Annotated in this window: 16 protein-coding genes; 10 read left to right on the top strand and 6 right to left on the bottom strand. The window is 44.6% G+C overall.

The annotated features are described in order from the left end of the window. The first annotated feature begins 55 nt into the window (after positions 1–55). The 5 genes from AB4583_RS15020 (at position 56) to recD (ending at position 14,266) form a co-directional block, all read left to right on the top strand. Positions 56–1,918: an MrcB family domain-containing protein gene (locus AB4583_RS15020; protein ID WP_102394078.1), complete on the top strand. Its 1,863-nt coding sequence runs from the start codon at positions 56–58 to the stop codon at positions 1,916–1,918. A 26-nt stretch (positions 1,919–1,944) separates the two neighbouring features. Further along, positions 1,945–4,290: a DUF2357 domain-containing protein gene (locus AB4583_RS15015; RefSeq protein WP_102394079.1), complete on the top strand. Its 2,346-nt coding sequence runs from the start codon at positions 1,945–1,947 to the stop codon at positions 4,288–4,290. A 205-nt stretch (positions 4,291–4,495) separates the two neighbouring features. Continuing rightward, a complete protein-coding gene (recC, locus tag AB4583_RS15010) occupies positions 4,496–7,972 on the top strand; it encodes an exodeoxyribonuclease V subunit gamma (protein ID WP_372118057.1) in 3,477 nt (1,158 codons plus the stop codon). Positions 7,973–8,381: 409 nt separating this feature from the next. Next, positions 8,382–12,056: an exodeoxyribonuclease V subunit beta gene (gene recB / locus AB4583_RS15005; RefSeq protein WP_372118054.1), complete on the top strand. Its 3,675-nt coding sequence runs from the start codon at positions 8,382–8,384 to the stop codon at positions 12,054–12,056. Continuing rightward, complete coding sequence (gene recD / locus AB4583_RS15000) at positions 12,056–14,266, top strand: exodeoxyribonuclease V subunit alpha (protein WP_372118051.1); 2,211 nt, start codon at positions 12,056–12,058, stop codon at positions 14,264–14,266. Before recB ends, recD begins: the two co-directional genes overlap by 1 nt. A 52-nt stretch (positions 14,267–14,318) precedes the next feature. Here the strand turns inward: recD and AB4583_RS14995 are convergent, their stop codons facing one another. After that, positions 14,319–14,510, bottom strand: a complete 192-nt coding sequence (locus AB4583_RS14995; RefSeq protein WP_008223046.1) for a hypothetical protein — start codon at positions 14,508–14,510, stop codon at positions 14,319–14,321. Positions 14,511–14,804: 294 nt separating this feature from the next. Further along, a complete protein-coding gene (argA, locus tag AB4583_RS14990; RefSeq protein ID WP_372118048.1) occupies positions 14,805–16,142 on the bottom strand; it encodes an amino-acid N-acetyltransferase in 1,338 nt (445 codons plus the stop codon). Positions 16,143–16,303: 161 nt separating this feature from the next. On the opposite strand from argA, the gene AB4583_RS14985 reads away from it, so the two are divergent. From AB4583_RS14985 to csdE, 4 genes are all read left to right on the top strand, one after another. Next, entirely contained in the window at positions 16,304–16,777 is a 474-nt protein-coding gene (locus AB4583_RS14985) for a DUF2850 domain-containing protein (RefSeq protein WP_372118113.1), read from the top strand. 81 nt (positions 16,778–16,858) lie between these two features. Further along, entirely contained in the window at positions 16,859–17,971 is a 1,113-nt protein-coding gene (mltA, locus tag AB4583_RS14980) for a murein transglycosylase A (RefSeq protein ID WP_372118046.1), read from the top strand. A gap of 113 nt (positions 17,972–18,084) precedes the next feature. Beyond that, complete coding sequence (gene tcdA, locus AB4583_RS14975) at positions 18,085–18,894, top strand: tRNA cyclic N6-threonylcarbamoyladenosine(37) synthase TcdA (protein ID WP_102557806.1); 810 nt, start codon at positions 18,085–18,087, stop codon at positions 18,892–18,894. Between the two features lie 73 nt (positions 18,895–18,967). Then, positions 18,968–19,396, top strand: coding sequence for a cysteine desulfurase sulfur acceptor subunit CsdE (gene csdE, locus AB4583_RS14970; protein WP_372118043.1), 429 nt, complete (start codon positions 18,968–18,970; stop codon positions 19,394–19,396). A gap of 69 nt (positions 19,397–19,465) precedes the next feature. On the opposite strand, the gene csdA is transcribed toward csdE, so the two are convergent. From csdA to AB4583_RS14955, 3 genes are all read right to left on the bottom strand, one after another. Further along, positions 19,466–20,677: a cysteine desulfurase CsdA gene (gene csdA, locus AB4583_RS14965; protein ID WP_372118040.1), complete on the bottom strand. Its 1,212-nt coding sequence runs from the start codon at positions 20,675–20,677 to the stop codon at positions 19,466–19,468. Between the two features lie 59 nt (positions 20,678–20,736). Continuing rightward, positions 20,737–21,657, bottom strand: coding sequence for a 2-dehydropantoate 2-reductase (gene panE / locus AB4583_RS14960; protein ID WP_372118110.1), 921 nt, complete (start codon positions 21,655–21,657; stop codon positions 20,737–20,739). A gap of 109 nt (positions 21,658–21,766) precedes the next feature. After that, positions 21,767–22,579: an outer membrane protein OmpK gene (locus tag AB4583_RS14955; protein ID WP_136982357.1), complete on the bottom strand. Its 813-nt coding sequence runs from the start codon at positions 22,577–22,579 to the stop codon at positions 21,767–21,769. A gap of 586 nt (positions 22,580–23,165) precedes the next feature. Between AB4583_RS14955 and AB4583_RS14950 the strand changes: the two genes are divergently transcribed. Continuing rightward, positions 23,166–24,512, top strand: a complete 1,347-nt coding sequence (locus AB4583_RS14950) for a DUF4397 domain-containing protein (protein ID WP_017068519.1) — start codon at positions 23,166–23,168, stop codon at positions 24,510–24,512. A 77-nt stretch (positions 24,513–24,589) separates the two neighbouring features. On the opposite strand, the gene AB4583_RS14945 is transcribed toward AB4583_RS14950, so the two are convergent. Beyond that, the gene (locus tag AB4583_RS14945; RefSeq protein ID WP_017068518.1) at positions 24,590–25,948 is read right to left on the bottom strand and encodes an AmpG family muropeptide MFS transporter; all 1,359 of its coding nucleotides are present in this window, start codon (positions 25,946–25,948) and stop codon (positions 24,590–24,592) included. Between the last annotated feature and the right edge of the window lie 34 nt (positions 25,949–25,982).

Raw genomic sequence — 25,982 nt, 5'->3', positions numbered from 1 at the left:
ATTAATAGCTAAGATTTAATCGATAAGCTTCGAGTTGTCAAATGAAGGTGAATTTATGAAGTTAAGGGCTCTATTATCAGAAATAGCAAGTAACTGGGTGCAAGCAAAGACAGAGCCATTTTCTAGTCACCCTATTGCTAAGTTACTAAGGAAAGATCTAACTTCATGTTTAAAGGCTGAATTGGATCTTGATGAACGATTTCTGATGAAAGCGAGTGCCGGAGCCGGTAATTGGGCCGATGTCGCTTGGTTATCCATCCTCGACTCAAAAATTACAACTTCAACACAATCAGGTGTATATCCTGTTTATTTGTTTCGCTCAGATGGTTCTGGGGTTTACTTGTCGTTAGGTTTCGGAACCACAGAGTTAAAAAGCAAATATGGGACAACCTTAGCGAAGCAAAAAGCAAAAGAGATGCGAGATAGAATACGTACCTCAAACCAACAGCTTATGCAATGGGATCAGACAGTTGAGTTACGATCGAATACTACATTGGGTCAGTCTTATGAGTGGGCTTCTGCCGGTGCTAAGTTTTATCCGACAGACCAGATGCCAGATAATGATGCTTTAATATCTGACATCAAAGAGCTTTTAGAACTATATGCAGGTATTAATACACGTAATGAGCCTGTAGAACCTACAGTTTTCGTAGAGCGGCAATGCTTATCTAAACCATTCCTTCTTTTAGCCGGTATTTCAGGAACGGGTAAGACTCGCTTTGTTCGTAAACAAGTAGAAGCGACTGGCTCTCTAAATGAAACTTATTGCCTTACTTCCGTGCGTCCTGATTGGCATGAACCAAGCGACTTGTTGGGGTATGTCTCGCGCTTATCAAAAGATGGTCAAGCGGAATACATCACCACTGATGTGTTGCAGTTCATCGCAAAAGCTTGGCGTGGAATCTTTGATAGTGGTTTAAGTGTTCAGGTTCACTCTAATGAACAGCGTGGAGAACGTTTGGTGGTCACTGGTGGTAGTCAAACTCAACAAAAAGTACGATCTTATTGGCTCTGTTTGGATGAAATGAATCTTGCTCCAGTCGAGCAATACTTTGCAGATTATTTATCAGTACTAGAGACAAGAAGTTGGAGTTGGGACAACGACCAATTTACCTATTCTAGCGATCCATTGCTGAAGCCATTAGCGTTAGGGTTAGCTGATGAGAACGGTGATACAGATGAAGTTTACGATAGAAAGCTGCGTTCAAGCTTAGGCTTTGATGATGATAAATATGATGAACTATGGCAGTTGTTCTGTCAGTACGGTCTGGGGATTCCATTTAACTTGATTGTAGCCGGAACGGTTAATATGGATGAAACGACTCATGGTTTCTCTCGAAAAGTCATTGATCGTGCATTGAGTATCGATTTTGGAGAATTTTTTCCTAATGACATAGATGAATTTTTTGAAGCGAAGAAACAACCATTAACCTTAGGTTATCCAATATATAGCCAAGCTAAGCTGGATCTGTTCTCTCAAGTTGAGGCTGATTCTACTGCTGAGAAAACGAAAGAGTTCTTTTTGTCAGTAAATGCTGTATTAAAAGGTACCGCATTTGAATTGGCTTACCGCGCATTTAACGAGCTTTGCTTATCAGTCATTAGTTTTTCTCCTAAGGATGAAGATGAATTAGCGGCTGTTTTTGATGACTTTTTAATGTGTAAGATATTACCTCGTGTTGAAGGTGATGAAGATAAGTTGACGACGGAAGATGGCGGTGCACTATTAGAAAAGTTAGTAGAAGTTCTATCAAATCAAAGCACCTTAAAAGCTATTTGGGATGGTGAACGTGCAGATTTATTGCGTCAGAATATTGAAGATAAAGACACACCAATCAAGGTAAGCTGCCGCTCAAAGATTAAGCTTGAGTATATGCAGTCGAAGTTGCAGTCAGGCTTCACCTCATTTTGGCCATAATAATGGTGATAGGGTAGCAGTAAGAAATGGTGAAGAAAAAGCGTGTGACTATCAAAGCTAAACATGATGATTTTACGGTTTATGTTACATGTGATGATATTGATAGCCCTTTAAGTAAACTAGAGCACACTTACAGACAGCGTGATCAGATATTGCCTTCTGGTGATATTGTATTGATTAGTGTGGGGGGAGTAGCGGCTACATTTGATGATGAGGGTGCATCGTCTATCGCTACCCCTTTCTTTTTTGAAAATCGCCAGTATTGGTTTGATATTGAGTTTGAAAGGTCAGTAATTAAGAATACTGCAACAGTTAATCATAAGCATCGTCTAATCGAAGAAGCTTTTCATCTAACCCGAAATGGTGATGGGCTACAAGCTGCTATTAATTTTGGTAATGATGTCGGTAACTGCAGTTTTAATATTGAGTATCAAGTGGGAGATAAGCTTTGTAGTGCTGAAGTTAGCTTTAATATCTTTGCTACAAAGATGGTGATGGATCAAGACCTTCCTTTGATTAATCGTACCATTGATGATATTTATCCTCTTTGGCGCTATAGCTTAAGTAGCAAAACAAATCAGGGTGTGAGTCAATCACAGCGCAGTACTGAAAAGTTTGAACTGTTTTGGCTTGCTCAGTTTCAGCGTTTGGTTGAAGACCTGCAAAGTGGTGTAAAGCAAGTCATTAACTCCCCTCATAATCGACTGCAATCTTTTTCTAAGTATCAAAAGTTAGATCGGGTTAATAAACGATTGAACCCAAAGCAGGCGGAAAAATCTCAACATTTAATCCAAAGCGGAGTGGCGAACCCAAGACTCCCTATTAGCTTTAAAAAACTGCATATTGATACGCCTGAAAATCGTTTTATTAAAATGGTTATTAATAAAGTCGCTAATAATTTACATCATTTAATTTCTACTATTACCCGCACAGAAAAATCTCAATTGTCAGGCTCTTTTATTCAAAAGGTGCAAACGTGGCAGCATACGTTTAACAAAATGTGCAAGCATCAGCTTTGGCGTGAAGTTGGTACCTTCAAAGGGCAAGGTGGTGAGTCGAAGGTATTACAACAGGGCACTGGCTATGCAAAAGCTTATAAAGCATGGCAGCAGTTAAAATATTATTTAAATAATACTAAAAATCAGACGGATATGTCGGTTAAATCGGTCGCTGAGTTATACGAAATTTGGTGTTTTGTTGAAGTTATGGCTGTTATTAAAAGCCTTGGTTTTAAAGAGATAAAGCGAGAGTTAGCTAAGTTAAAACAAGTGCAGTTTGAAAAGCAATTTAGTAAAGATGGAATGGCTGCTGCATTTGAGTTTTCTCGTGATGATGGAGTGATTATCAAGTTAGCTCATGAACCGACCTTTTCACCTAAAGGAGAGAAAGAGCGCACTTGGACAGCAAATCAACGGCCTGATATCGTGCTGCAGGTTACACTAGAAAATCAAGAGTCCTTTCTCATTTTGTTTGATGCTAAATACCGAATCGATAACTATCAAATCAAAGCTCATAACAAGGGATTTGATGCTGTACCTGAAGATGCAATTAACCAGATGCACCGCTACCGTGATGCAATTATTCATCAGCAAAAATTAGAAAATGAAAACCCGATTAAGAGTCGACCAGTAATGGGTGCTTTTGCTTTATATCCAGGTTTTTGTGATCAAGTGAATACTCATAACCCTTACCAAGATGCTATCGAACAAATTGGCATTGGTGCGTTTGCTCTGCTACCAAGTGTTAACAATCAATTGGGTCATAACTTGTGGCTGAAAAACTACTTACAGCAAAAATTAGGAGCGAGTATTACAAGTCGCTCTAGGTTAAGTAACGACTACTATTTCATCGAAGATTCAGCTCGTATTGCACCTTATGGAAGCTGTAGTGCTCGTTATCAAGATCTGACGATGGTAGCTCCATTAAATGAAATCGGTCGTGATGATAGTTACTTGAATCTAGCTCGGAGTGGCAAGCTTAAGGGGTATCATACACAGCTATTAGCGACCAACCGCCAAAATGTGCACCGTAACATTGTTCGTGAAGTTCGTTATTTATTGATCACTGTTCGTAATAAGGTGACTGATAATAGTCAATTTTCAAAGTATCTATATCGTGTGGCTAATGTGAAGTTGCTACCACGAAGTAAAATAAGCCAACAGTTTACGGGTAAAGATAGTCAACAAGATGGCCTATACTGGTTTTTTGAGTTTACTGATGAGCCTATCATATTGAATACGCCAATAGAGAAGTCTTACCAAGAACACTTTAGGTTCAAGTTAACTAAAGCTGAATTATTGCATCAATTGCATCATTGGGATGACATAAAGGGCGATTATCAGCTTTATGCTGACCTAGACAAAACGTGGTAATTGACAATTACAGCTACTGATATTGGGTTTCTGTGCTTAAATAAAATCCAACTTAGCGGCATAACGGTAAGCAGTTAACAGGATTTAGCTTGAGCTACCAATAGATAGTAAGTTTTTGGCATTTCATAAGCTTATATTCCTAATCCAAACACGGCACTTATGCTAATCTGGCTTTATATTGTGGCAAGATTAGCGTGAGTGCACTTTGTTTACTGTTTACCATTCCAATAAAGTTGATACTTTAAAAATCCTTCTCGTTCATTTAATCAAAAGTGATCCTTTAGCCAACCCTTTCGAAAAAGAGCAGATCTTGGTTCAGAGCCCAGGTATGTCTCAATGGCTTAAGATGGAACTCGCCAAAGAGTTTGGTGTAGCAGCAAATATAGACTTTCCTCTTCCAGCAACCTTCATTTGGGATATGTTTACCCAAGTGCTTCCTGATGTACCTAAACGCAGTGCTTTTAACAAGGAAGCGATGACGTGGAAGCTGATGAGTTTGCTACCCGCTAAGCTTGACCACCCTGATTTCTTACCCTTACAACGCTATCTTGAAAACGACGAAGATGATTCGAAGCTGTATCAATTGGCTGAGAAGATTGCCGATATCTTCGATGGATACTTGGTATATCGTCCTGAGTGGATGGCGATGTGGGAAGCGGGCGAGCCCGTTACAGAATTGATTGATGGTGAAGGGCAGCAAGAACACCCTTGGCAGCCAATTTTGTGGAAGGCACTCTACGAGCAAACCCTGTCTCAAGGCCAATCGAAATATCACCGTGGTAACCTGTACCACGACTTCATTGAAGCGCTAGCCAAGCAACAAGGTCAGCTACAACGCTTGCCGAAACGTCTGTTTGTGTTTGGTATATCGTCGCTGCCTCCTCGCTACATGGATGCCTTGAAAGCGCTTGGCGAGCAGATTGATGTCCACCTGATGTTTACCAACCCTTGCCAACATTACTGGGGCGATATTCGTGACCGTAAATACTTGGCGAGAGTGGAAGCGCAGCGTCGTAAGCAGTTTGCGTTGGTTGATGGTTTACCTCAGCTAGAAGGCGAAGTCTCACCATTAAAAGATGGCATTGAAGCCAATATTGAAGACGAACTGCATACCAGCCAAGCGGTCGGTAATAGCTTACTTGCGTCTATGGGTAAACTGGGCAGAGATAACCTGTTCTTGCTGTCTCAATCAGACAGCGAAGAGCATGAGTTCTTTATTGATGTCGAGAGAGACAGCCTGCTGCATCAACTGCAAGCCGATATTCTTGAGTTAGAAGAGCACCAAGACGATCACATCTTAGACTCTAGCAACCATAAACAAGTGGTTGAGCTGGGCGATCGTTCGTTGACGGTACACGCTTGTCACAGCCCAATGCGCGAGGTTGAAGTTCTTCATGATCAGTTGTTAGCAATGTTTGACGCAGACCCAAGCTTAAAGCCACGCGATATCATTGTGATGGTGGCAGACATCAATGCTTACAGCCCTGCTATTCAGGCGGTATTTGGTAATGCTCCGGGTGAGCGTTATATCCCTTACTCGATCTCGGATAGAACCGCAGATCAAGAGAGCCCAATCCTGACCGCGTTCATGCAGTTGGTCGCGCTACCGAACACGCGTTGTCTAGCTTCTGAACTTCTAGAGTTATTAGAAATCCCAGCGATGATGGCACGCTTCGGTATTGATGAATTTCAATTTGAACAAGCTAAGCAGTGGGTTGAAGAAGCAGGTATCCGTTGGGGCGTCGATTCTTCTACGGCAACAGAGTTTGATTTGCCTGCCACCGAGCAAAATACTTGGCTATTTGGTATCCAGCGTATGTTACTGGGTTATGCGATGTCGGATTCCGCAGGTTTGTTTGAAACTGAACACTCTCCAATTGCTGCTTATAACGAAGTTCAGGGTATTAACGCCGAACTTGCTGGTAAGTTAGCGCACTTTATTGATCGTATTGCCCATTACCGTCAACGCCTTGCCAAGACGCAATCCATCGATATGTGGCGTGAAACCTTGCTGCAAATGATTGATGACTTCTTTGCCGTTGAACTAGAAGGCGAGGTGGTGCTTAAGTCGATTCGCGATGCACTTTCTCAACTCAATGAACAGCTTGATGATGCCTTGTACGAACAAGAGCTATCGCCAAGCATTATCTATCAGTACTTGAATAATAAACTGTCGGGTGCGCGTATCAGTCAGCGTTTCTTAGCGGGGCAAGTTAACTTCTGTACCTTGATGCCGATGCGTTCTATCCCTTTCAAAACCGTTTGTTTGTTAGGTATGAATGATGGTGTTTACCCTCCCTCTAATCCTGTCGAGAGCTTTAATTTGTTAGAAGGCAGGGCTCGTCCCGGAGACCGATCTAGGAGAGAAGATAGTCGTTACTTATTCTTAGAGGCGATGCTGTCAGCGCAAGAATGTTTATACATCAGCTATGTCGGTCGTTCGATTCAAGATAATACTGAGCGAGTGCCGTCGGTATTGGTTTCTGAGTTGATTGAGTACTGCCAGCAGAACTACTGCCTAAGTGAAGACCAAGCGCTACCAAGTGATGATTCTGGTATCAAGTTGACTCAAGTAATCAGCTTTGAGCACACCATGACACCATTTAGCCCAGCAGCCTTTACGCAAGGTGATGCAGGTCATGTATTGAGCTACGCCAAAGAATGGCTTCCTGCGGCAAATCGTTCTGGTGAGCGCAGTGGTGAATTCAATCGCGCTTTGGATGACTATTTGCTTGGTGCGAGCTATCCGTTAGAACTCGATTTGGTTGAGCTACAGCGTTTCTGGCGTTTGCCAGTGCAATACTTCTTTAATCGTCGCCTAAAGGTACTGTTTGAGCCACCGCTTCCGGTAATGGAAGACGACGAGCCGTTCGTGCTTAATGGCTTAGAAAGCTTCCAGCTTAAAGATGCGCTGCTGCAGGTACTGTTGGATCACCCAGAAGGAGCAGATGAAGCGGTTCTCTTGTTTGTTTCTGAGCAAAAAGCCCAAGGTCGATTACCGGTTGGTGCTTTTGGTGATATCGAGTTTGAAACCAACCGTGTTCAAGCAGAAGACTTAGCCAAAGAGATTCGATTTGTAAGTGGGCAGCCACAGCAAGATCTTGAGGTAAATATTGAATTTGACGTGCTAGGTGAAGGCAAACCGGTTCGTTTGATGGGCTGGCTTACTCAAAACTATCAATCGGGTTTAGTGCGTTTTCGTAGTGGCAAAATACGCTCTCAAGATTACTTGGCTGCGTGGATTGATCATCTATCCTGCGCTGTTATGGGACACGGAAAAACGACCCATATTATTGGCTATGACAGAAAAGAGGGCGTGGTTCACCAAACGCTACAACCTATCGGCGATGCGCAGCAAGCGAAGAGTATATTAGCTGAGTTAGTACGACTGTTTTATCAAGGTATGACTGCACCATTGCCATACTTCCCGAAAACGGCATTAGCTGGTGTTGAAGCGGGCTTTAGCCGTGGTAAGTGGGTCGATGATGAAGAAAAGTCACTCAAGAAAATGGCCGATACCTTTAATGACAGCTTCGCCTTCACGGGCGAGGGTAGAGATACCTACATCTCACGAATCTGGTCTAAATGGGACGATGAATTGGCTACTGAGTCGCGTATGTATTCAACGCTTGTGCTACAGGCGGCAAGGTTGGCTGCTGCCGATCTGGAAGATCAGGAGTAGGTGGCTGTGATCGACAAGATCAATAGCGAGTGCGCTGAATTAATGAAAGACAAAAGAGAGTCGCTGGTAAGCGTTTGGTACGCTTGCTTTCAAGATGAAGGGAATCAAGGTGAATAGAAGCAAGGTACAGGAAATAAAGTGGCCGCCAGTAAATCATTATTAGTGTAGGGCGTTCGCTGTACGGCCACAGGTCAGAGGGACCATTATTCTGTGGTTCAAAGTAACGCCGTAAAGTACAAAACTCGTACGTGCTCCTGAACTCGTGGGCGCATAGTAGCGAGGCGATCCGAATTGATCCGTGAGAGAGATCGCACTAACTATTAACAAATTAGCGTAGGACGTAAATTGAATGACGTTTTCCACGCTAGGTCACATTTGTAACAACACATTTATCAGAAGGCAGTAAGGCATGACGACCACAAGCAGTGTTCAGGTAATCGCTCCACAGACACTCGATACCATGACGTTTCCACTTCATGGCGCGCGTTTAATTGAAGCATCAGCGGGTACAGGTAAAACATTTACCATCGCTGGCTTGTACTTACGCCTACTGCTCGGGCATGGCACGGCCGCTCCACAAGGTGATCTGACTGAAGCCACTCGACACCATGAGCCGCTAACCGTAGACCAAATTCTGGTCGTGACTTTTACCGAAGCGGCAACCGCAGAGCTGCGAGATCGTATCCGTGCACGAATCCATGATGCACGCATTGCGTTTGCTCGCGGGCAAAGTGATGACCCAGTGATTGCGCCTCTGTTGCAAGAGATCGAAGACCACGCAGGCGCTGCGAAAACACTGCTCAATGCCGAAAGGCAAATGGATGAAGCGGCGGTCTACACCATTCACGGCTTCTGTCAGCGTATGTTGACTCAAAATGCCTTCGAGTCTGGAAGCCGCTTTGATAATGAATTTGTGACCGATGAAAGTCACCTAAAAGCGCAAGTGGTTGCTGACTACTGGCGTAAGCAGTTTTACCCGCTGCCGACTCAACTGGCTGGTGAGGTTCGTAATATTTGGGGTTCACCGGCTGCGTTATTAGCAGACGTAAATCGTTATCTGACAGGATCTCCGCTGAAATTGACGGTAGATGCGATGTCGGGCGACCTGCAAACTCTGCACAACCAAAACCTAGATAAAGTGAAGCAACTTAAAGCGCTATGGTGTGAATCCGAAGCGGACTTTTGGGCTTTGATCTCTGCTTCGGATGTGAACAAACGTAGCTACACCAAGAAGTCTCTGCCGACATGGTTAGAAGCGGTGACAGCATGGGCGCAGAGCGACACTCATGATTATCAATATCCAGATAAGTTAGAGAAGTTCTCGCAAGCCACTCTCATTGAAAAAACACCGAAAGGCACTGCACCTCAGCATGCAGTTTTCGGAGCGATTGAGGATTTCTTAAATCACCCAGCTGATTTGAAAGCTCCGTTATTGGCGCATGCGATTACTCATTGTCGAACTATGCTCGCCAAGGCGAAACAGCAAAAGCAGTGGTTGTCGTTTGATGACCTACTGACCCAGTTATCTGCGTCGATCGATGTCGATGAGCAGTCACTGCTGGTGGAAAGGATTCGCACGCTCTACCCGGTGGCGATGATCGATGAATTTCAGGATACCGACCCACTGCAATACAGTATTTTTAGCCGAATCTATCTTGATAATCCGCAGTGCGGCTTGTTTATGATCGGTGACCCAAAGCAGGCGATTTATGGCTTCCGTGGCGCAGATATCTTTACCTATATCAAGGCGAGAAACCAAGTTAGTGCTCACTACACCTTAGGCACTAACTGGCGCTCAAGTGCCGATATGGTCAGTGCAGTAAACCAAGTGTTTATGAATTCGGACAGCCCGTTTATCTACGATCAAGACATTCCATTTTTGCCCGTTGCTGCCAGTCCATCAGCCGACAAACGCCAATGGGTGATGAACGGAGAAACTCAGCACGCACTTACCTTTTGGCTGCAAGAGGCTGAAGATAAGCCATTGCCGAAAGGTGAATATCACAAGGCAATGGCAGAAGCGACAGCGAGTCAAATTCAAACTATTCTGACCGCTTCTCAAAATCAACAAGCCTATTTTGATAACGGCAAAAAACAACATGCCGTGAATGCGGGTGATATTGCTGTTTTGGTTCGAACCGGTAGTGAAGGTCGTCTGATTAAGAACGCGTTGTCGGAACAAGGCATTGCGAGCGTGTATTTATCCAACCGAGACAGTGTGTTCACCAGCTTGGTCGCACAAGATATTCAACGTTTGTTGCAGGCGGTGCTGACACCTGAAAATGACCGAGCATTACGCGCCAGTTTAGCGTCGGAGTTGTTTGCTCTGGATGCCGCATCATTGGATGAACTCAACAACGATGAAGTGGTGTGGGAAAACGTCGTTAACGAGTTTAGAGAATATCGTAAGTTGTGGCTTCAGCGCGGCGTGTTGCCAATGCTTCGCAGCGTGATCAGTAAACGACATCTCGCGGAACGCTTACTGGAAGAAGAAAATGGTGAGCGCTCACTCACTGATTTAATGCACATTGGCGAATTGTTGCAACAAGCAAGACAAGAACTCGACAGTGACTATGGCTTGTTGCGTTGGCTGGCTGAAGCAATCTCAGATGCACAAAATGGTTTAGGTGGCAGTGACGACGACATTCAACGCCTTGAATCAGAAAGAAACTTGGTTCAAATCGTTACCATTCATAAATCGAAAGGCTTGGAATATGACTTAGTATTTTTGCCGTTCGTTGCAAGCTATCGTGAAGCGAGTGAAGGTAAGTTCTACGACCATGACTCAGATACCACGGTACTTGATATTACGGGTAGCGACAGTGCCTTAGCTCAAGCCGACAAAGAGCGATTGGCGGAAGACTTACGTTTGATTTACGTGGCGCTGACTCGTGCTGTTTATGGATGTTTTATTGGCATGGCACCGCTACGTAAAGGGCGTTCAACCAAAGAGCCGACCGGCGTGCATTTGAGTGCGATGGGCTATTTGGTTCAAAACGGACAAGAGCAAGGTATTGCCGAATTGCACCAAGCTCTAGCGGCCATTGAAGGAAAAAATTCAAGAGTGCTGTTAGCCGAAACGCCAACCGCTCATGAGCAAGTGTTTGTACAAACAGAGCAAGTGAGTGAAGACTTACATGCTAATGAACTCAAGGCTTCAATTGACCGAGCCTGGCGAATCACCAGTTATTCGGGGCTTGTAAAACAAGGCAGTCACAGCGCGAGCCATGACGCGACCATTGAGGTGTCTGGCTTCGATATTGATTCGGCTGATGAGCAGGGTGAGTCTGAGTTAATTGAACCTGAACGCTCTATCTTTACGTTCCCTCGTGGTGCTCGTCCGGGTACTTTCTTACACACCTTGTTTGAGGACGTTGAATTTACCGAGCCAGCAACCAGCGAACATAACACGCAAGTAATCACTCACTTATTAGAATCAGAGCAATATGAATTAGAGTGGCTACCTGTGCTTCAGCAATTGGTCGATACAGTGCTGAACACCGCATTAGACGGCAAGAACTTAAAACTAAGCGAGAAAGACTCGACGCAACGTTTAGTTGAGATGGAATTCTTACTGCCGATCGAAGTATTGGCTGCATCTGAACTGAATCAAACCATTCAATATCACGATCCATTGTCAGCCAAAGCGGGCGATCTAGGTTTCCAAACCGTGCAAGGTATGTTGAAAGGCTTCATCGATTTGGTGTTTGAGCACCAAGGTAAATACTATGTACTCGACTGGAAATCGAATCACTTAGGAGATGATGTTGCTGTCTACCATGGCGAGGCATTGAAATCGGCGATGGCCGACCATCGCTATGATTTGCAATATCAAATCTATGCATTGGCGTTGCACCGTTTCTTACGCAGCCGCGTTGCCAATTACAGCTACGAACAACATTTTGGTGGCGTGTACTACTTGTTCTTACGAGGAATGGACGGCCAATCTCAGCAAGGTATTTTCTCGGCGAAACCAACACTGGCTTTACTTGATGAAATGGATCAATTGATTGACGGTAAAGTGATAGACAGACGTTCGGCACAATTGAATGACGATGAAACTGGACAGATGGGGCTTTTATAATGACAACAACGACCACTAATACCGGCATAGATACTGCGAACACAGCAAAGCCAGTTTCACTTATTCCTGAGCAACTGATGGATGTACTCCAGTTTCTTGCGGATAAGGGTTCTATTCGTCAGTTGGATTATCAATTTGCCCGTTTTCTTGCTCAGCAAGCCACGAGCTACCCTCAAGAGATCGGCTTTCTCGCGGGGGTAGTGAGCCATGAATTAGGCAAAGGACACATTTGTACTCAGCTTATACAGCAGCATACGACAGGCCCTGAACTAGCGGCAGATCTTGCTCAGTTACTTGGGTTATACGGTGAAACTGCACTGCAATTGAACCAAAAACTGTTGGGTATTGATTGGGTGGCTGTGCTTCAATCATCAAACTTAGTGGGAACGACCAACGATTGTGTTAAGCCTCTAATGTTCGATGGGCAGCGTGTCTATTTACAGCGTTATTGGAACTACGAAGTTGTGTTGGCTGAGACCTTAAACCGTTTAAGTAAGCCGGTAGAGTTCAATACTGAGCAGAAAAAAGCGCTGACTGAAACGCTCAATCTACTTTTTGCACGTAGCTATCATTTTCTGTTTAACGCCTTAGCCAGGGCTGAAGCAAATCAGCAGACGTCTCAGGTATTACGCCAACAATTGGTGTGTGACCATCTTGATATTGTGAATGAGCAGGCTTTAGATTGGGGATCAATCGACCAAGCGATTGTACAAGCTAAGCAGGTGACGGACTTAGATGTGTTGGACGACTTGGTGCCGTTATCGGCATGTTTGAACTGGCAAAAAGTGGCGGCAGCAGTCGCACTGAGTCGTCGTTTTGCGGTGATTTCTGGTGGACCGGGTACCGGTAAAACGACCACGGTAACCAAATTACTGTCGGCGATGGTCGAGCAATCACTAAGCCAAGGTAAAACACCAACGATTAAGCTAGTGGCACCAACGGGTAAAGCGGCGGCGCGTTTAACTGAATCAATCGGTAAAGCGATTGAGCAACTGCCTTTAGCGCCTGAAGTAAAAGCCAACATACCAACGGAATCGAGCACTTTGCACCGATTACTTGGCGCGATTCCCAACCGTGCTGAGTTTAGACACAACCGACGTAATCCACTCCACCTTGATATTTTGGTGGTGGATGAAGCATCGATGGTTGATCTGTCGATGATGTATAAGCTGGTGGATGCACTTCCTGAACACGCAAGGCTTATCTTGTTGGGAGATAAAGACCAACTGGCTTCCGTTGAGGCCGGTGCTGTGCTCGGTGATATCTGTTCGTTCAATTCCGCAGGTTATAGCAGTGTACAAGGCACCTTGATTGCGGAGATGACAGGTTTTGATGCGATAGCCAATACACAGCAGGCAAAAGCGGTAGCTGTTAACCCTCCAGCGATTGCAGACAGTCTGTGTATGCTGCAGAAGAGTTACCGTTTCGATGCGCGCTCTGGTATTGGTCAGTTGGCAAAAGCAATCAATAATGGTTCTGCGAATCAAGTAGATCAAGTGTTTGCTAAAGGATTTGGTGATATCGAAAATCATCCTCTATCGAGCGACAGCTATAACTTGATGCTACGTACCTTGGTTAATGAGTATGGTGCGTATCTCAATCGAATGAATGTGCCGTTAGAAGAATTAGAAACCCAAGAAGCGAGAGCTAAATCGGTACTCGATTTGTTCAGCCAATGCCGACTGTTGTGTTCTATTCGTGAAGGCGATTTTGGTGTTAATGGCCTTAACCACAGAATAGAAAGAGCGCTTGCCGCAAGGCGTTTAGTGAATCCCCATAATGATGAATTGTGGTATCACGGGCGACCTGTAATGGTTACGCGTAACGATCATGGCTTGGGTTTATATAATGGTGATATTGGTATCTGTATGCTTGAGGCGGATTCAAACCAACCTGAATCAACGCCTCGTTTGAAGGTCTATTTTGAATTGCCTGATGGCAGCGTGAAAGCGGTACTACCAAGCCGAGTGCCTGAGCATGAAACGGCTTATGCGATGACAATTCATAAATCTCAAGGTAGTGAATTTGATTTGACCTTAATGATTCTGCCACCAGATTTCAGCCCAATCTTGACTCGTGAGCTTATCTATACGGGGATTACGCGTGCGAAGAAACGACTGATGATGTTCAGCGATACGAATGTATTGAAGCGTGGGATTAAGGTGAAAACAGAGCGAGTGAGTGGTTTAGGAAGCCGCTTAACCAACTAGAGATAATTGAGGTATTTGAACAAAGCAACCATCCCTGGTTGCTTTGAGCGTGCTAGGAATCAGTGCCTAAAAACGCTCGAGTAAACGATATGTGGTTTATCTTGTATTTTGCTTGGCAATTCAAAATAAACTCTTTTAGATTTTCGCTCACAGGGAACACGCAGTGAACGTCTAGCCCTTCTAAGAATTGGTTATCAGCCATATCCCAAAAACTTTGCAGCGAGTTACAAACAATGGTTCTCATATCAATGTTGCTCTTTTTGCTGTTTATATCAACGACCAGAGCATCAATCGCCTGCTGATCGTTAACGGGTATAGCAATCCGTGCAGTAACCACTTCGATTCGCTCAAATGATTTGTGTCATAGGGCGGTCGAGGTGGTCATTCCAATAAAAACATTTGTTATTTTTTTAAAGCGAGCAAATTCTAAACAATTTTGTTTGTGAGTTAAAGTGCATACCTAATAAATCTCATATAGAAAACGATTACATTTGCAATTATTTTTCCTTTGAAGTGAGATTTTAGTCCAAAACTTTATTTACACATTTAACGCTAAGATTTTTGAGTTACGTTGATAGTTGTATAGGCCCTGTTTTTCCATCGGTAGCTCATCAACTCCAATCTCGTAAAACCCTTGTTCACGGAACCAATGCAGGCTATGTGTAGTTAAAACGAAAATTTGGTCGATATCACGAGACTTCGATTGATGACGCATATAATCCAGTAGTATTTGTCCGCGGTTGCCATCACGATAATCAGGATGAATAGCCACACAAGCCATCTCCGCCATATGATCTTCCGGGTATGCGTAAAGCGCTGCACAACCGATAATCAGTCCATCTTTTTCAATAATGGTAAATCGGTGGATCTCTTGTTCTAATTGCTCTCTTGAGCGGCGTACTAAGATGCCTTGCTCTTCAAGAGGGCGAATAAGGTCAAAGATGCCGCCAATGTCGTCAATCTGAGCTTGTCTTACTTGCTCGGCACTCGCCATCACCACTTGGGTTCCAATACCATCGAAAGAGAACAGCTCTTGTATCAGGGCGCCATCCACTTTGTAGCTGATTAAGTGGCAACGAGGTACGCCTGCACGACAAGCGGAAATTGCTCCTTTCAGGAAGCGCATGGTCCCGGTGCTCATGTCTTCAACTGGATTCTGATTTTCGGTTAAGCGTTCAAGAATCTGTTTAGCATCTTTAGGAAAGAGCTCGGCGAGCACATTGCCGTTTTGGTCTGTTACCCCTTGCTCAGAGCAAAAGCCAATAAGCTTGTCGGCTTTTAAACGAATCGCTACCTGGGTTGCGACCTCTTCTGAGAGTAGGTTAAAGCTTTCGCCTGTAACGGAGCTGGCAATCGGGCCAAGCAACACGATGGAACCTTGGTCGAGCGTTCGATTAATCCCTTCAATATCGATTCGACGAATACGTCCGCTATGGCAATAGTCGGTGCCATCATCCACCCCCAATGGCTGTGCTGTAATGAAGTTGCCACTCATCACGTTAAGTTGAGTGCCCGCCATTGGCGTGTTGTTTAAGCTCATTGAAAGACGTGCGGTAATAGCGAGTTGAAGCTGTCCAGCAGCCTGCATAGCCACACCCAGGGCATATTCATCGGTGACTCTAATGTTCTTATGATAGGGTGTGTGGCAATCTTGCTTCGCCAGTAGCTGGTTGATCTGTGGTCTTGCACCGTGAACGAGAACAATCTTTACTCCAAGGCTATGGAGCAGAGCGATGTCACTAATTATGTTACCAAAGTTCTTATCGGCAACAGCTTCGCCTCCCAACATTATGACCATGGTTTTGCCACGGTGTGCGTTAACATAGGGGGTTGATTGTCTAAAGCCTTTTACTAGTGCTGTACTTCTTAGTTTCACAGAACAAATCCGATTTGTTTATTTATTCGATAATTTAGCATTTAAATTCAAAATTAAACAACATCTTTTTGGAATAAAGCGCAAACAATTCTCATCTAGGCTTCATTATATAAAGTGTCTCAGTGTAGAATGCGCACAGCATCTTCATGAGTAGTAACCGAATGCCACAAGCTTCAGCACAAAAGAATAAAATCGATGAGATTACTAAAGGCCTCTACAGTGAGGCTGAACAGCGCAGTCAATCTCCATTGAAGCGCAAGATCATAGAGCGTTGCCTGATGGTGTTGGCTCTGGTCGGTTCGTTTGCTGTCGTATCGCTTTATGGTGATGTCATCACTCGTTTGCAGGAGGCTGCAACGCCAAATCATTTGCTGTATGGCACTTGGATTGAGCAAGATGTGGCTCATTATGCGACGGATGAGTTTGTGTTGAATGCCAATGGAGTGTCTGTCGCTGGATCTATTATCGCGACCAGTTTTGAATTTGACGGCAACTACTTCGAGTATAAAGCGGGAGATAAAACGTACCGCTTCCGAATGACCAATTCTGACAACACAGAAATGACGCTGGATTCAGAGAGTCATTACAATCCCGTCTTTCGTTTAAAAGGTCATAATGATAACTCCGTCCGATAGGTTATCTTCTTGTAAACTCTTACAAACTAAGATTGTGTTATCTGATCGTTTTTGTCATCCTCGATGCATAGAATTTTTAGGATGACTCTTGTGATTAAAAAATGGCTTCCCCTTGTCGCAGCCTCTGTTTTATTTGGCTGTGCCCAACCCACCGATCTCGCTCAACAACACCTTGATGATGAATTTCCTCGCACCTTAAATAAGGTCGATGTAGTGGAGTCTAATAAACCAAGAGATTACACGGCATTTGCTGAGCAAGCTGAGATGGTTGTGTCTCGATCACCATCGATGGCGAAAATCTACGAGCCGCTATACAAGCAACTTAATGAGTGGGCGATGCTAAGTGGTGATCCAAGTGAACTCGCAAACTTTGGTGTTCAAACGGCTCAGCTTGGTGGTGGAGATAAGCAGGGCAATGTTTTGTTCACGGGCTACTTTTCTCCTGTGATGGAGCTGCGCCACGAAGCGAATGAAGAATATCGTTACCCTGTTTACGGGCTTCCTGAGTGTGGTAAAGAGTGTCCAACACGCCAAGAGATTTACAACGGCGCACTAGAAGGTCAGGGCCTTGAGTTAGGTTACTCAGCAAACCGTATCGACCCATTTATGATGGAAGTACAGGGCAGTGGATTTGTACACTTCGGTGATGATGACACGCTGCAGTATTTCGCCTACGCGGGTAAGAACAATAAAGCTTATGTGAGCATTGGCCGTGTTCTGATTGAACGAGGCTTAGTTCCACGCGAAAAAATGTCGCTAAAAGCAATCAAAGAGTGGGTATTGGCAAACGATCCTGAAGTGGTCAAAGAGCTGCTTGAGCAAAACCCATCTTTCGTGTTTTTTGAAGCGAGAGACGACCTATCTGTGATGGGTAGCGCGGGCATTCCTCTATTACCTATGGCGGCGGTTGCGGGCGATCGCTCTATCTTGCCTATGGGGACGCCGATTCTTGCTGAGGTTCCATTATTGAATGCTGATGGTACTTGGAGCGGCGCTCATCAACTAAGACTGCTATTGGTTTTGGATACGGGCGGCGCGGTTAAGCAAAACCATTTGGACCTTTACCACGGCATGGGCCCTCGAGCGGGTACAGAAGCGGGCCATTACAAGCATTTTGGTCGTGTGTGGAAGCTCGGTTTAGATGGCAGCGCAACTGAAGCGCCTTGGGCTTTGCCTCCTGAAAAGGTTGAGTAAGCTACAATAAAATAGGGCATTGAAAGCGAATCGCTAATCCCCTAGACTTTTTATTCAAGAGTGCGTATAAAACGCACTCTTTTCTTTTTCTCAGAAATAAATTGGCGGCAACAATGCGTGAATTGACCACTCCAGCTTCAGAAAACTATGACCAACGATTTGGTGGCACACGTCGCCTATATGGCAATAGTGAAGTCGACATACTTAGAGCAGCACACGTGTGTGTGATCGGTATTGGTGGTGTCGGTTCATGGGCGGTTGAAGCGCTTGCTCGTACTGGTTTAGGTGAGCTGACTTTGATCGATATGGATGATGTGTGTGTGACCAACATCAACCGTCAGATCCACGCAATGTCGGGTACCGTTGGTAAAAGCAAAATTGAAGTGATGGCAGAGCGCGTTAAGCTGATTAACCCTGAGTGTAAAGTTAACCTGATTGACGACTTCATCGGCCCAGACAATCAGGCTGAATACCTGTCGAAAGAGTTCGACTTTGTATTAGATGCGATTGACAGCATGAAAGCTAAGGCTTCACTGTTGGCATATTGTCGTAGCAACAAAATTAAGGTGATCACCACTGGTGGTGCGGGTGGTCAAATCGATCCGACTCAAATCAAAGTGGCTGATCTGACGAAGACGATTCAAGATCCGCTCGCGAAGAAGCTAAAAGATACCCTTCGTCGTCATCATAATTTCCCTAAGAACCCTGCGCGTAAGTTTGGTATCGATTGTGTGTTCTCGACTGAACAGCTGAAATACCCTCAAGCTGACGGCAGTGTATGTGCTGCGAAAGCAACAGCGGAAGGTCCAAAACGCATGGACTGTGCGACGGGTTTTGGCGCTGCGACAGTGGTCACTGCGACGTTTGGTTTTGTGGCTGTTTCACGTATTGTTGAAAAGCTGATTCAAAAGCACTCTAAGTAGTTCTTTATTATTTGCTTGAGAACACTAAACCATTGTCACCTGTACATTTAGTCATAATCTATTGGATATTAAAATGATGTCATTCCCAAGCTCTCCATTCGGCACTGAAATTACCAGTGATGATATTGTCGCGAAGATGCAGACATTCAGCGGCTGGGAAGACCGTTATCGCCAAGTGATTCAATGGGGTAAGAAACTGCCAACGATGCCTGATGAACTGAAAAGTGAGCAGGTGATTGTCTCTGGCTGTGAAAGCCAAGTGTGGTTGGTTTCTCAGAATATCGATGGTGTTTGGCACTTTTGTGCTGATTCTGATGCGCGTATCGTTCGCGGTCTGATTGCATTAGTAATGGCTGCGTATGATGGAAAAACATCAGAGCAGGTTCAAGCGTTCGATATTGATGGTTACTTTGAACAAATCGGCCTAATTACCCACCTTAGCCCATCTCGCGGTAATGGATTAAAAGCGATTGTTGCTCAAATCCAAGAGCTAAGTGCTTAATATCTCCTTGATACACAGAAGCAAAAAGGGTTGACGTTAAACGCCAACCCTAAGTAATTTCGCTACTCCCTAAAGCATATCAACGGCTTTTTCTATTGCCGCGATGAGTTTTTCAACATCCTCCATGGTGTTGTAAATACCAAATGAAATTCGCACCGTTCCTTTCACATTAAGTGCATCCATTAATGGGTGAGCACAATGATGTCCTGCACGTACTGCGATACCTTGCTGATCCAGTAGAGTCGCTATATCTTGATGGTGAACACCATCCATCACAAAAGTAATCACACTTGCGTTAGGTTGATACCCTAAAATCTGAATGTCATCCAGTTTACTGAGAGCAAGATAAGTCTCGTGTTGTAGTTGGTGGATATGATTTTCGACATCTTGTTGTACAAAACCACTTAACCATTCTATTGCGGTGCTTAGTGCTATGGCTCCTGCCACATTTGGCGTGCCCGCTTCGAATTTGCCAGGCAGTTCTGAAAAAGTAGTGCCAGAGAAAGAGACGCGCTCGACCATTTTGCCACCACCATGCCAAGGTGGCATCGCTTCTAACAATTCAAGCTTGCCGTAAAGCACACCGATGCCCGCAGGGGCATAGAGCTTGTGTCCAGAGAATACGTAGAAATCAGCGCCTAAAGCAGCAACATCAACCGATTCATGAACGATACCTTGTGCGCCATCGACTACCACAATTGCATTCATCTTATGTGCTTTCTCGATGACGGTTTCAATCGGCTGACGAGAACCCGTTACGTTGGTTATCTGAGCTAATGCAACAATCTTGGTTTGTTCATTTAAAAGTGCATCAAACGCAGTGAGGTCAAATTCACAATCCGGTGTCATCGGTACTTTAACGACTTTAGCGCCGGTTTGTTCTGCCACAATTTGCCAAGGCACTATGTTGGCGTGATGTTCCATCTCACTCACTAAGATCTCATCACCAGGTTGAAGCGTGCTTCTTGCATACGTTTGAGCAATTAGGTTAAGTGCTTCCGTAGCACCGCGAGTCCAGATGATCTCTTTTGAAGACGAAGCACCAATAAACTGGGCGACCTTGTCTCTAGCGGCTTCAAATTGACTGGTAGCATGGGCAGTTAAGCTATGGCTACCACGGTGCACATTGGCATTCTGCTTCGAGTAATATTGGCTAATGGCATCAATAACCACCTGAGGCTTCTGTGTCGTCGCCGCGCTGTCTAAGTAAATCAACGGTTGTTGATTGATGGTTTGGGATAGCGCAGGAAACTGCTCTCGGATGTGATTGATATCAAACATCTGTTCTTACCTAAATCTTGAAAGTGGGTGCTAGCATTATGCTGAGCGGTCTTGTTATTTTATCGCGACTTGTTAAGCGTTGCTGACGAATATTCATGATCCCAGCGCTTTTCTTGCTCTTTGACTTGAGCAAACAGCTTTTGGTTAACAGGAACCTTTATGCCGTGCTTAAGTGCTGTCTTGATTAGATGGCCGCTAATGAAGTCGACCTCTGTCTTACGCTGATAAAACATATCTTGCTGCATTGAAGAGTAGTTCTCTGCCGTCGCTAGGATGACGCGTTTGACGCTTGCTGCTAATTCCTCGAATGAACAGGCGATCCCTTCTGCTTGCATCACTTCTGTCAGTTCTTGAACTATCGAACGCAACACCCCCTCAAATTGGTGATCAGCAAGTTCGCCATTCTTAATCTGCTTGAGCCCAGTGAGTGGATTTATGGCACAGTTAATCGCGAGCTTAGTCCAAAGCGCAGTTTTTATTTCAGGGTTCCAGCTTACCTCTGGCAGGGCATGGTTGAGGACATCAACTAAAAACGTGCATTGCTGACCGACTTGGTTAAAAGCACCCAATTGGGTGTGGCCTAACCCTGTATGAGATACATGATTACGGCTGGGTTTGAATGCGGCTTGAGTCGTGGTCGCCAATACAACGGGGTAACCATCGACTTGAGTAGCAATATTATCGACCGCGCCCATTCCATTGTGCATGAACATGAGAATGGTGTCTGGGTCGAGATGTTGGAGGAGCGGAGTGGTTGCGGTTTCGACTTGCCAAGCCTTGACGGTGAAGATAACCAGATCACTCGCGGCTAATCGTTCGATATTGTTGTTACTGATAGGGAGAGAGGGTTGTCCATCAAGTGATAGCTCAATGGAGTGGTCGGAAGAACGGCTCCACAAAGAGACATTATGACCCGCTTTAAGCAGTTTTATCGTCCATAAAGAGCCGATAGCTCCAGGCCCTACAATCGTGATATTCACAGCAATACCGAGATAAGAAAATGATGCTGCAAGGATAACGAGGCCATAAATGAAAGCAATAAAAAATGGCACCGAGGGTGCCATTTAGGAAATTTTGTCAGAGGTTCGATTAGAACTTGTACGTCGCTGCAAAGTAGTGAGCTGCGCCAGACGTAGAGAAGCGACCATTTTCAGGAGCTGCATTATCGAAATAAGCTCCGTCTTGTAGGCCATAAACATTGCTGTAAAGTTTTAGACCATAACCTACTGCGTAGTTCTTGTAGTGCCAGTAAATACCATTGTACATTGCACCGCCGTGACCTGATAGGTTATCAGCAGTATCGTCCATACCGAATTCGTAATCTAGGTAGCCTTGGTATGAGATGAAAGAACCGTTTTCAAAGTTAATAAATGGTTTAAACCAGTTAGTCGAGATCTGGTAACCATTCCACTCATGCGATGTTAGTTCGTGGCGTGCATATAGGTTGAATTGCATTTTGCCAAACCAAGGCACCATGATGTCAGAACCGATACCCCATTTAGTAGTATAGCCATTATCACCACCATCAATGATGTTTTCGCTGGCAATGTAGAGCTCTTGTAGCGGACCAAAAGATAAATCAACACCTGTCGCTGCATCCAGTGACATACGTGGGTTAAACTTCATAAACAGACGGTCAGCACCATCTTTAGCGCTCGTTGAGTTATTTGTTGGGTTAAATAGATCAACGTAGCCATAAAGATCGAAAATTCCAGAACGACCGCCAAATTCCATTTCTAGGTAAGTGTGGTCGATATCTCCTGGCTTTTCATCAAGCACATGCATGATATTAAACTGCATCCATGAATAGTCGTTACTACGAACACCCTCTGAATAATCAGCTGCGATTGCAGGAGCTGAAGTTGCAGCAAGTAGACCAAGAGTTAAAAGTGATTTACGCATAATGGAACTCTCTATGTTTAAAATAAGTGACCCGAAAACTGGTAAGTATTTACGTCGTCCGAATGCAGAGCATAATAGCGATTTTGCTCTCAAATAAAAGTGAGACTGAGTGAAAATTGCAATTATTAAGGTGAGGTCGATCACATTAATGATCTAAATGATGGAACTTTAACGCGGCAATGCATCTTGATGCACCTCTAATTCTATTGATTTTGTGAAATTGGATTATTTTGTAGATAAATTGGTGAATAACCGCTCTAAGCAAACGATTATACTAAATAGAGTGATATGCATATCAAAATCAACAGTATTCTTTTCTAAGCGTTTTCTCTTAAAAAATGACTCATTCAAACCACCTCTTAATCTCGTCTTTGATCTATTTTTGACCAACAGCGTAGTGGAGTTGGAATCAATTGATGGACAACTCATGTGATGACTGCCTAGGGATTTGAACCTAGCTACTTTTTGAATCACGGAGAATTAAAGACAGTTCACTGCACTAGATTTTGAAATACTTTTTAAAGATTAGTTATTGGACTAATCATTTGTGTGACGAACTGGTCTAACTTTTTTGGAGAGAAGACCGATGAAATATTCACCTATACTCGCTGTAGCGATATCAGCCCTTTTCATTGTTGGGTGTGATGATGACGATGAACCTACTACACAACTTCAAGCTGTTCATGCATCACCCGATGCTCCTTTAGCTAATGTTATCGTCAACAGTCAGGCTCGATGGACTGGTGTCGATTATGCTCGAGCGTCTGGGTACGCTTCAGTGCCAGAAGGGCAGACTTCAGTGCAAGTTGATGTTCAACTTCCCGGAGAGGCTGTCGCAACCGTTATACCTCAAAGCCAATTTAACCTGAGCCAAGACCTAGATTACACGGTGATGGTGGTGGGCGATGCAGATGGTTCCAATAACCCTGTAGAAGCTTTAGTTGTTACTCGTCCTGCTGCGGGCACGGCAACCAGTTCAAGTTTAGATGTGCAAGTAGTCCATGCGGCAACAGGTGTCGGCGATGTAAACTTGTATGTCACAGGTCCTAGTGATCCATTGGGTGCACCGTTGGGGACGTTGGCTTATAAAGATTTTACCGATGTGCTCAATATTCCTGCGGGTCAATATCGTGTGAGACTTGAAACAGTAAGCGGTAGTGCTATCGCGTTTGATTCAGGAGAGATCACTCTCCCTGCTGGTAGCGAGCTGACCATTGCAGCCGTACCAAGAGCAGATTCTAATAGTGCTTCACTTGTTAAATTGATGGTAATGGATGGTTCGGGCTCATCTTTAATCTACGACATGGCAGAAACGGCAGAAGTCAGAGTAGGACATTTAGTTGATGGTGCTCCAGACGTAGACCCATTTGTAAATGGTTCGGCTTTTGCGCCTTTAGCTGATTTGATGTTCAAGGAAATCCGAGGTTTTATCGATTTGGCTGTCGGAAGCTACGATATTGATATCTTTGCAGATGGTACTACAACTAATGCACTGATTGATGCGGATGGTGTCGCTGTATTTGCGGGTATGGATTACAGCATCTACGCGGTGGGCACAGTGAGTCCATTGAATTTGGAAGCTTTGGTAGTTCCTGAAAACCGTCGCCCGGTTGCGACCAGCGCAGTATTGAATATTACCCATGCTGCGGCAAACCCAATTGCAGCTTCGGTAGATATTTACTTGACCGAGAACACGGGTATTGCTGGCAGCACTCCAGCGCTGAGTGATGTGAAATTTAAAGATTATGTGAATGGTATTTATGTCGCAGCGGGAACCTATTACGTAACGATTACCGTTGCAGGTGACCCATCAACAATAGCGGTTAATTCAGCACAGGCGATGTTAGCTGATGGCGTGGTATACCAAGTTGTTGCGATCGACGATTCGGCTGGCACAGGCTTCAACCTTATTGTGAGTGATACAACAGACTAGCGCTTACCAAATCATTAGTGACAAAGTAAAGAGGGTAGCGTGAAGCTACCCTCTTTCTATTCGGTCTTCTTTTTCTCTTATTCGTGGTTGGTTTTAGCTTTTTCTAGTAAATCTGTGAAAAAGTGGCGCAACGAATAGAGCATGATCAAACTTGGTATCACCATGAGAGCAGTAAGTATAAAGAAGGTTGACCAGTCATTGAGGTAATCAACCAACTCACCGCTGAAGGAAGCCAGTGTGGTGCGACCGAAGTTACCTAAGGATGCGAGTAAGGCATATTGCGTTGCCGAGAAAGCTTGCCCAGTTAGTAGCGTTAAGAAGGAAACGAATGCCACTGTCGAAAAGGCGGTTGTGAAGTTATCGACAATAATCGTTGCCAAGAACAGTGTTTCACTTGGGCCTGCTTGAGCGATCCATGCAAACATTAGATTACTGGCTGCCATGGCAACACCGCCAATCATCAGTCCGCGTACAATGCCGAATTTTACATTGAAGACGCTGCCTACCAAAGTGAAGAATATGGTTGCGCCCCAACCAATTAACTTCGAATAGTGGCCGATCTGTTCGTTACTGAAACCTATCTCTTTATAGAAGGTGATCGACATGCGACCTAGGAAGGCTTCACCTATCTTAAATAGGAATACGAACAGCAGTAGGGTGATGGCAACTTGAACTCCGTTTCGTTTGAAGAAGTCATAAAACGGTTCTAACACGGTAACACTGAACCAAGCCACGACTTTCGAACCGACAACCTTATTGTGGCGTTGCTGAGCCTGTTCTTGCAGGGCTTCGCGTTGTGTATTTGGCTCTCCGACAAAAAGAGTAAACAGCATTAGTACGACAACGACGCCTGCCATTCCGTAATACACGCCATTCCAACCGATTGAGTCTGCGTTAATAAAGGCAAGGTAGCCTGGTAGAGAATACCCCGTCCACCAACCAATTACGGCCATTGCAGAAGCTTGCGGCAGTTTTGATGCTTCGGATTTTGGGAAGGTATCAATACGAAATGCATCAATCGCGATGTCTTGCGTGGCTGAGGCAATGGCAATAGCGAGCGCCAACATTGAAGTAAACGCCAAGTTCTCTGCGGGATTGACGCCTGCGATGAATAAGGTACCGATTAAAACAATGGATTGGCAGAAAAAGATCCAACTGCGTCGCTGGCCGAGTATTGCGTGAAGCACCGGCAGTTTTACTCGGTCTACCAATGGTGCCCATAAAAAGTTAATCGCATACACGGCAAACACACTACCAAAGTAGCCAATGGCAGCACGCGTTAAACCTGCATCTTTTAGCCAACCAGACATGTTGGATCCAATAAGAACCCATGGGAAGCCACTCGAACAGCCGAGCATAAACACCCAAAGTAGACGTTTATCTAGGTAGCTGCGAAAAGTCTGCATCCAAGAAAGAGAGGGAGTGCCTGATGACATAGGGCGTCCTTGTATAGAAAAACGCCCTTAAGAA

Source organism: Vibrio sp. 10N.222.49.C12, assembly GCF_041475025.1.
In the GTDB taxonomy this organism is placed as follows: Bacteria; Pseudomonadota; Gammaproteobacteria; order Enterobacterales; family Vibrionaceae; genus Vibrio; species Vibrio crassostreae_C.
The sequence above is the reverse complement of the archived record's forward strand: the minus strand, read 5'-3'. Positions and strand labels throughout refer to the sequence as shown.

Excerpts from the sequence above, each read along its gene's own strand:
- AB4583_RS15020 (WP_102394078.1), top strand. The coding sequence starts at position 56 with ATGAAGTTAAGGGCTCTATTATCAGAAATAGCAAGTAACTGGGTGCAA.
- AB4583_RS15015 (WP_102394079.1), top strand. The coding sequence starts at position 1,945 with ATGGTGAAGAAAAAGCGTGTGACTATCAAAGCTAAACATGATGATTTT.
- recB (WP_372118054.1), top strand. The coding sequence starts at position 8,382 with ATGACGACCACAAGCAGTGTTCAGGTAATCGCTCCACAGACACTCGAT.
- recD (WP_372118051.1), top strand. The coding sequence starts at position 12,056 with ATGACAACAACGACCACTAATACCGGCATAGATACTGCGAACACAGCA.
- AB4583_RS14995 (WP_008223046.1), bottom strand. The coding sequence starts at position 14,510 with ATGAGAACCATTGTTTGTAACTCGCTGCAAAGTTTTTGGGATATGGCT.
- AB4583_RS14985 (WP_372118113.1), top strand. The coding sequence starts at position 16,304 with ATGCCACAAGCTTCAGCACAAAAGAATAAAATCGATGAGATTACTAAA.
- mltA (WP_372118046.1), top strand. The coding sequence starts at position 16,859 with ATGACTCTTGTGATTAAAAAATGGCTTCCCCTTGTCGCAGCCTCTGTT.
- tcdA (WP_102557806.1), top strand. The coding sequence starts at position 18,085 with ATGCGTGAATTGACCACTCCAGCTTCAGAAAACTATGACCAACGATTT.
- csdE (WP_372118043.1), top strand. The coding sequence starts at position 18,968 with ATGATGTCATTCCCAAGCTCTCCATTCGGCACTGAAATTACCAGTGAT.
- csdA (WP_372118040.1), bottom strand. The coding sequence starts at position 20,677 with ATGTTTGATATCAATCACATCCGAGAGCAGTTTCCTGCGCTATCCCAA.
- AB4583_RS14955 (WP_136982357.1), bottom strand. The coding sequence starts at position 22,579 with ATGCGTAAATCACTTTTAACTCTTGGTCTACTTGCTGCAACTTCAGCT.
- AB4583_RS14950 (WP_017068519.1), top strand. The coding sequence starts at position 23,166 with ATGAAATATTCACCTATACTCGCTGTAGCGATATCAGCCCTTTTCATT.
- AB4583_RS14945 (WP_017068518.1), bottom strand. The coding sequence starts at position 25,948 with ATGTCATCAGGCACTCCCTCTCTTTCTTGGATGCAGACTTTTCGCAGC.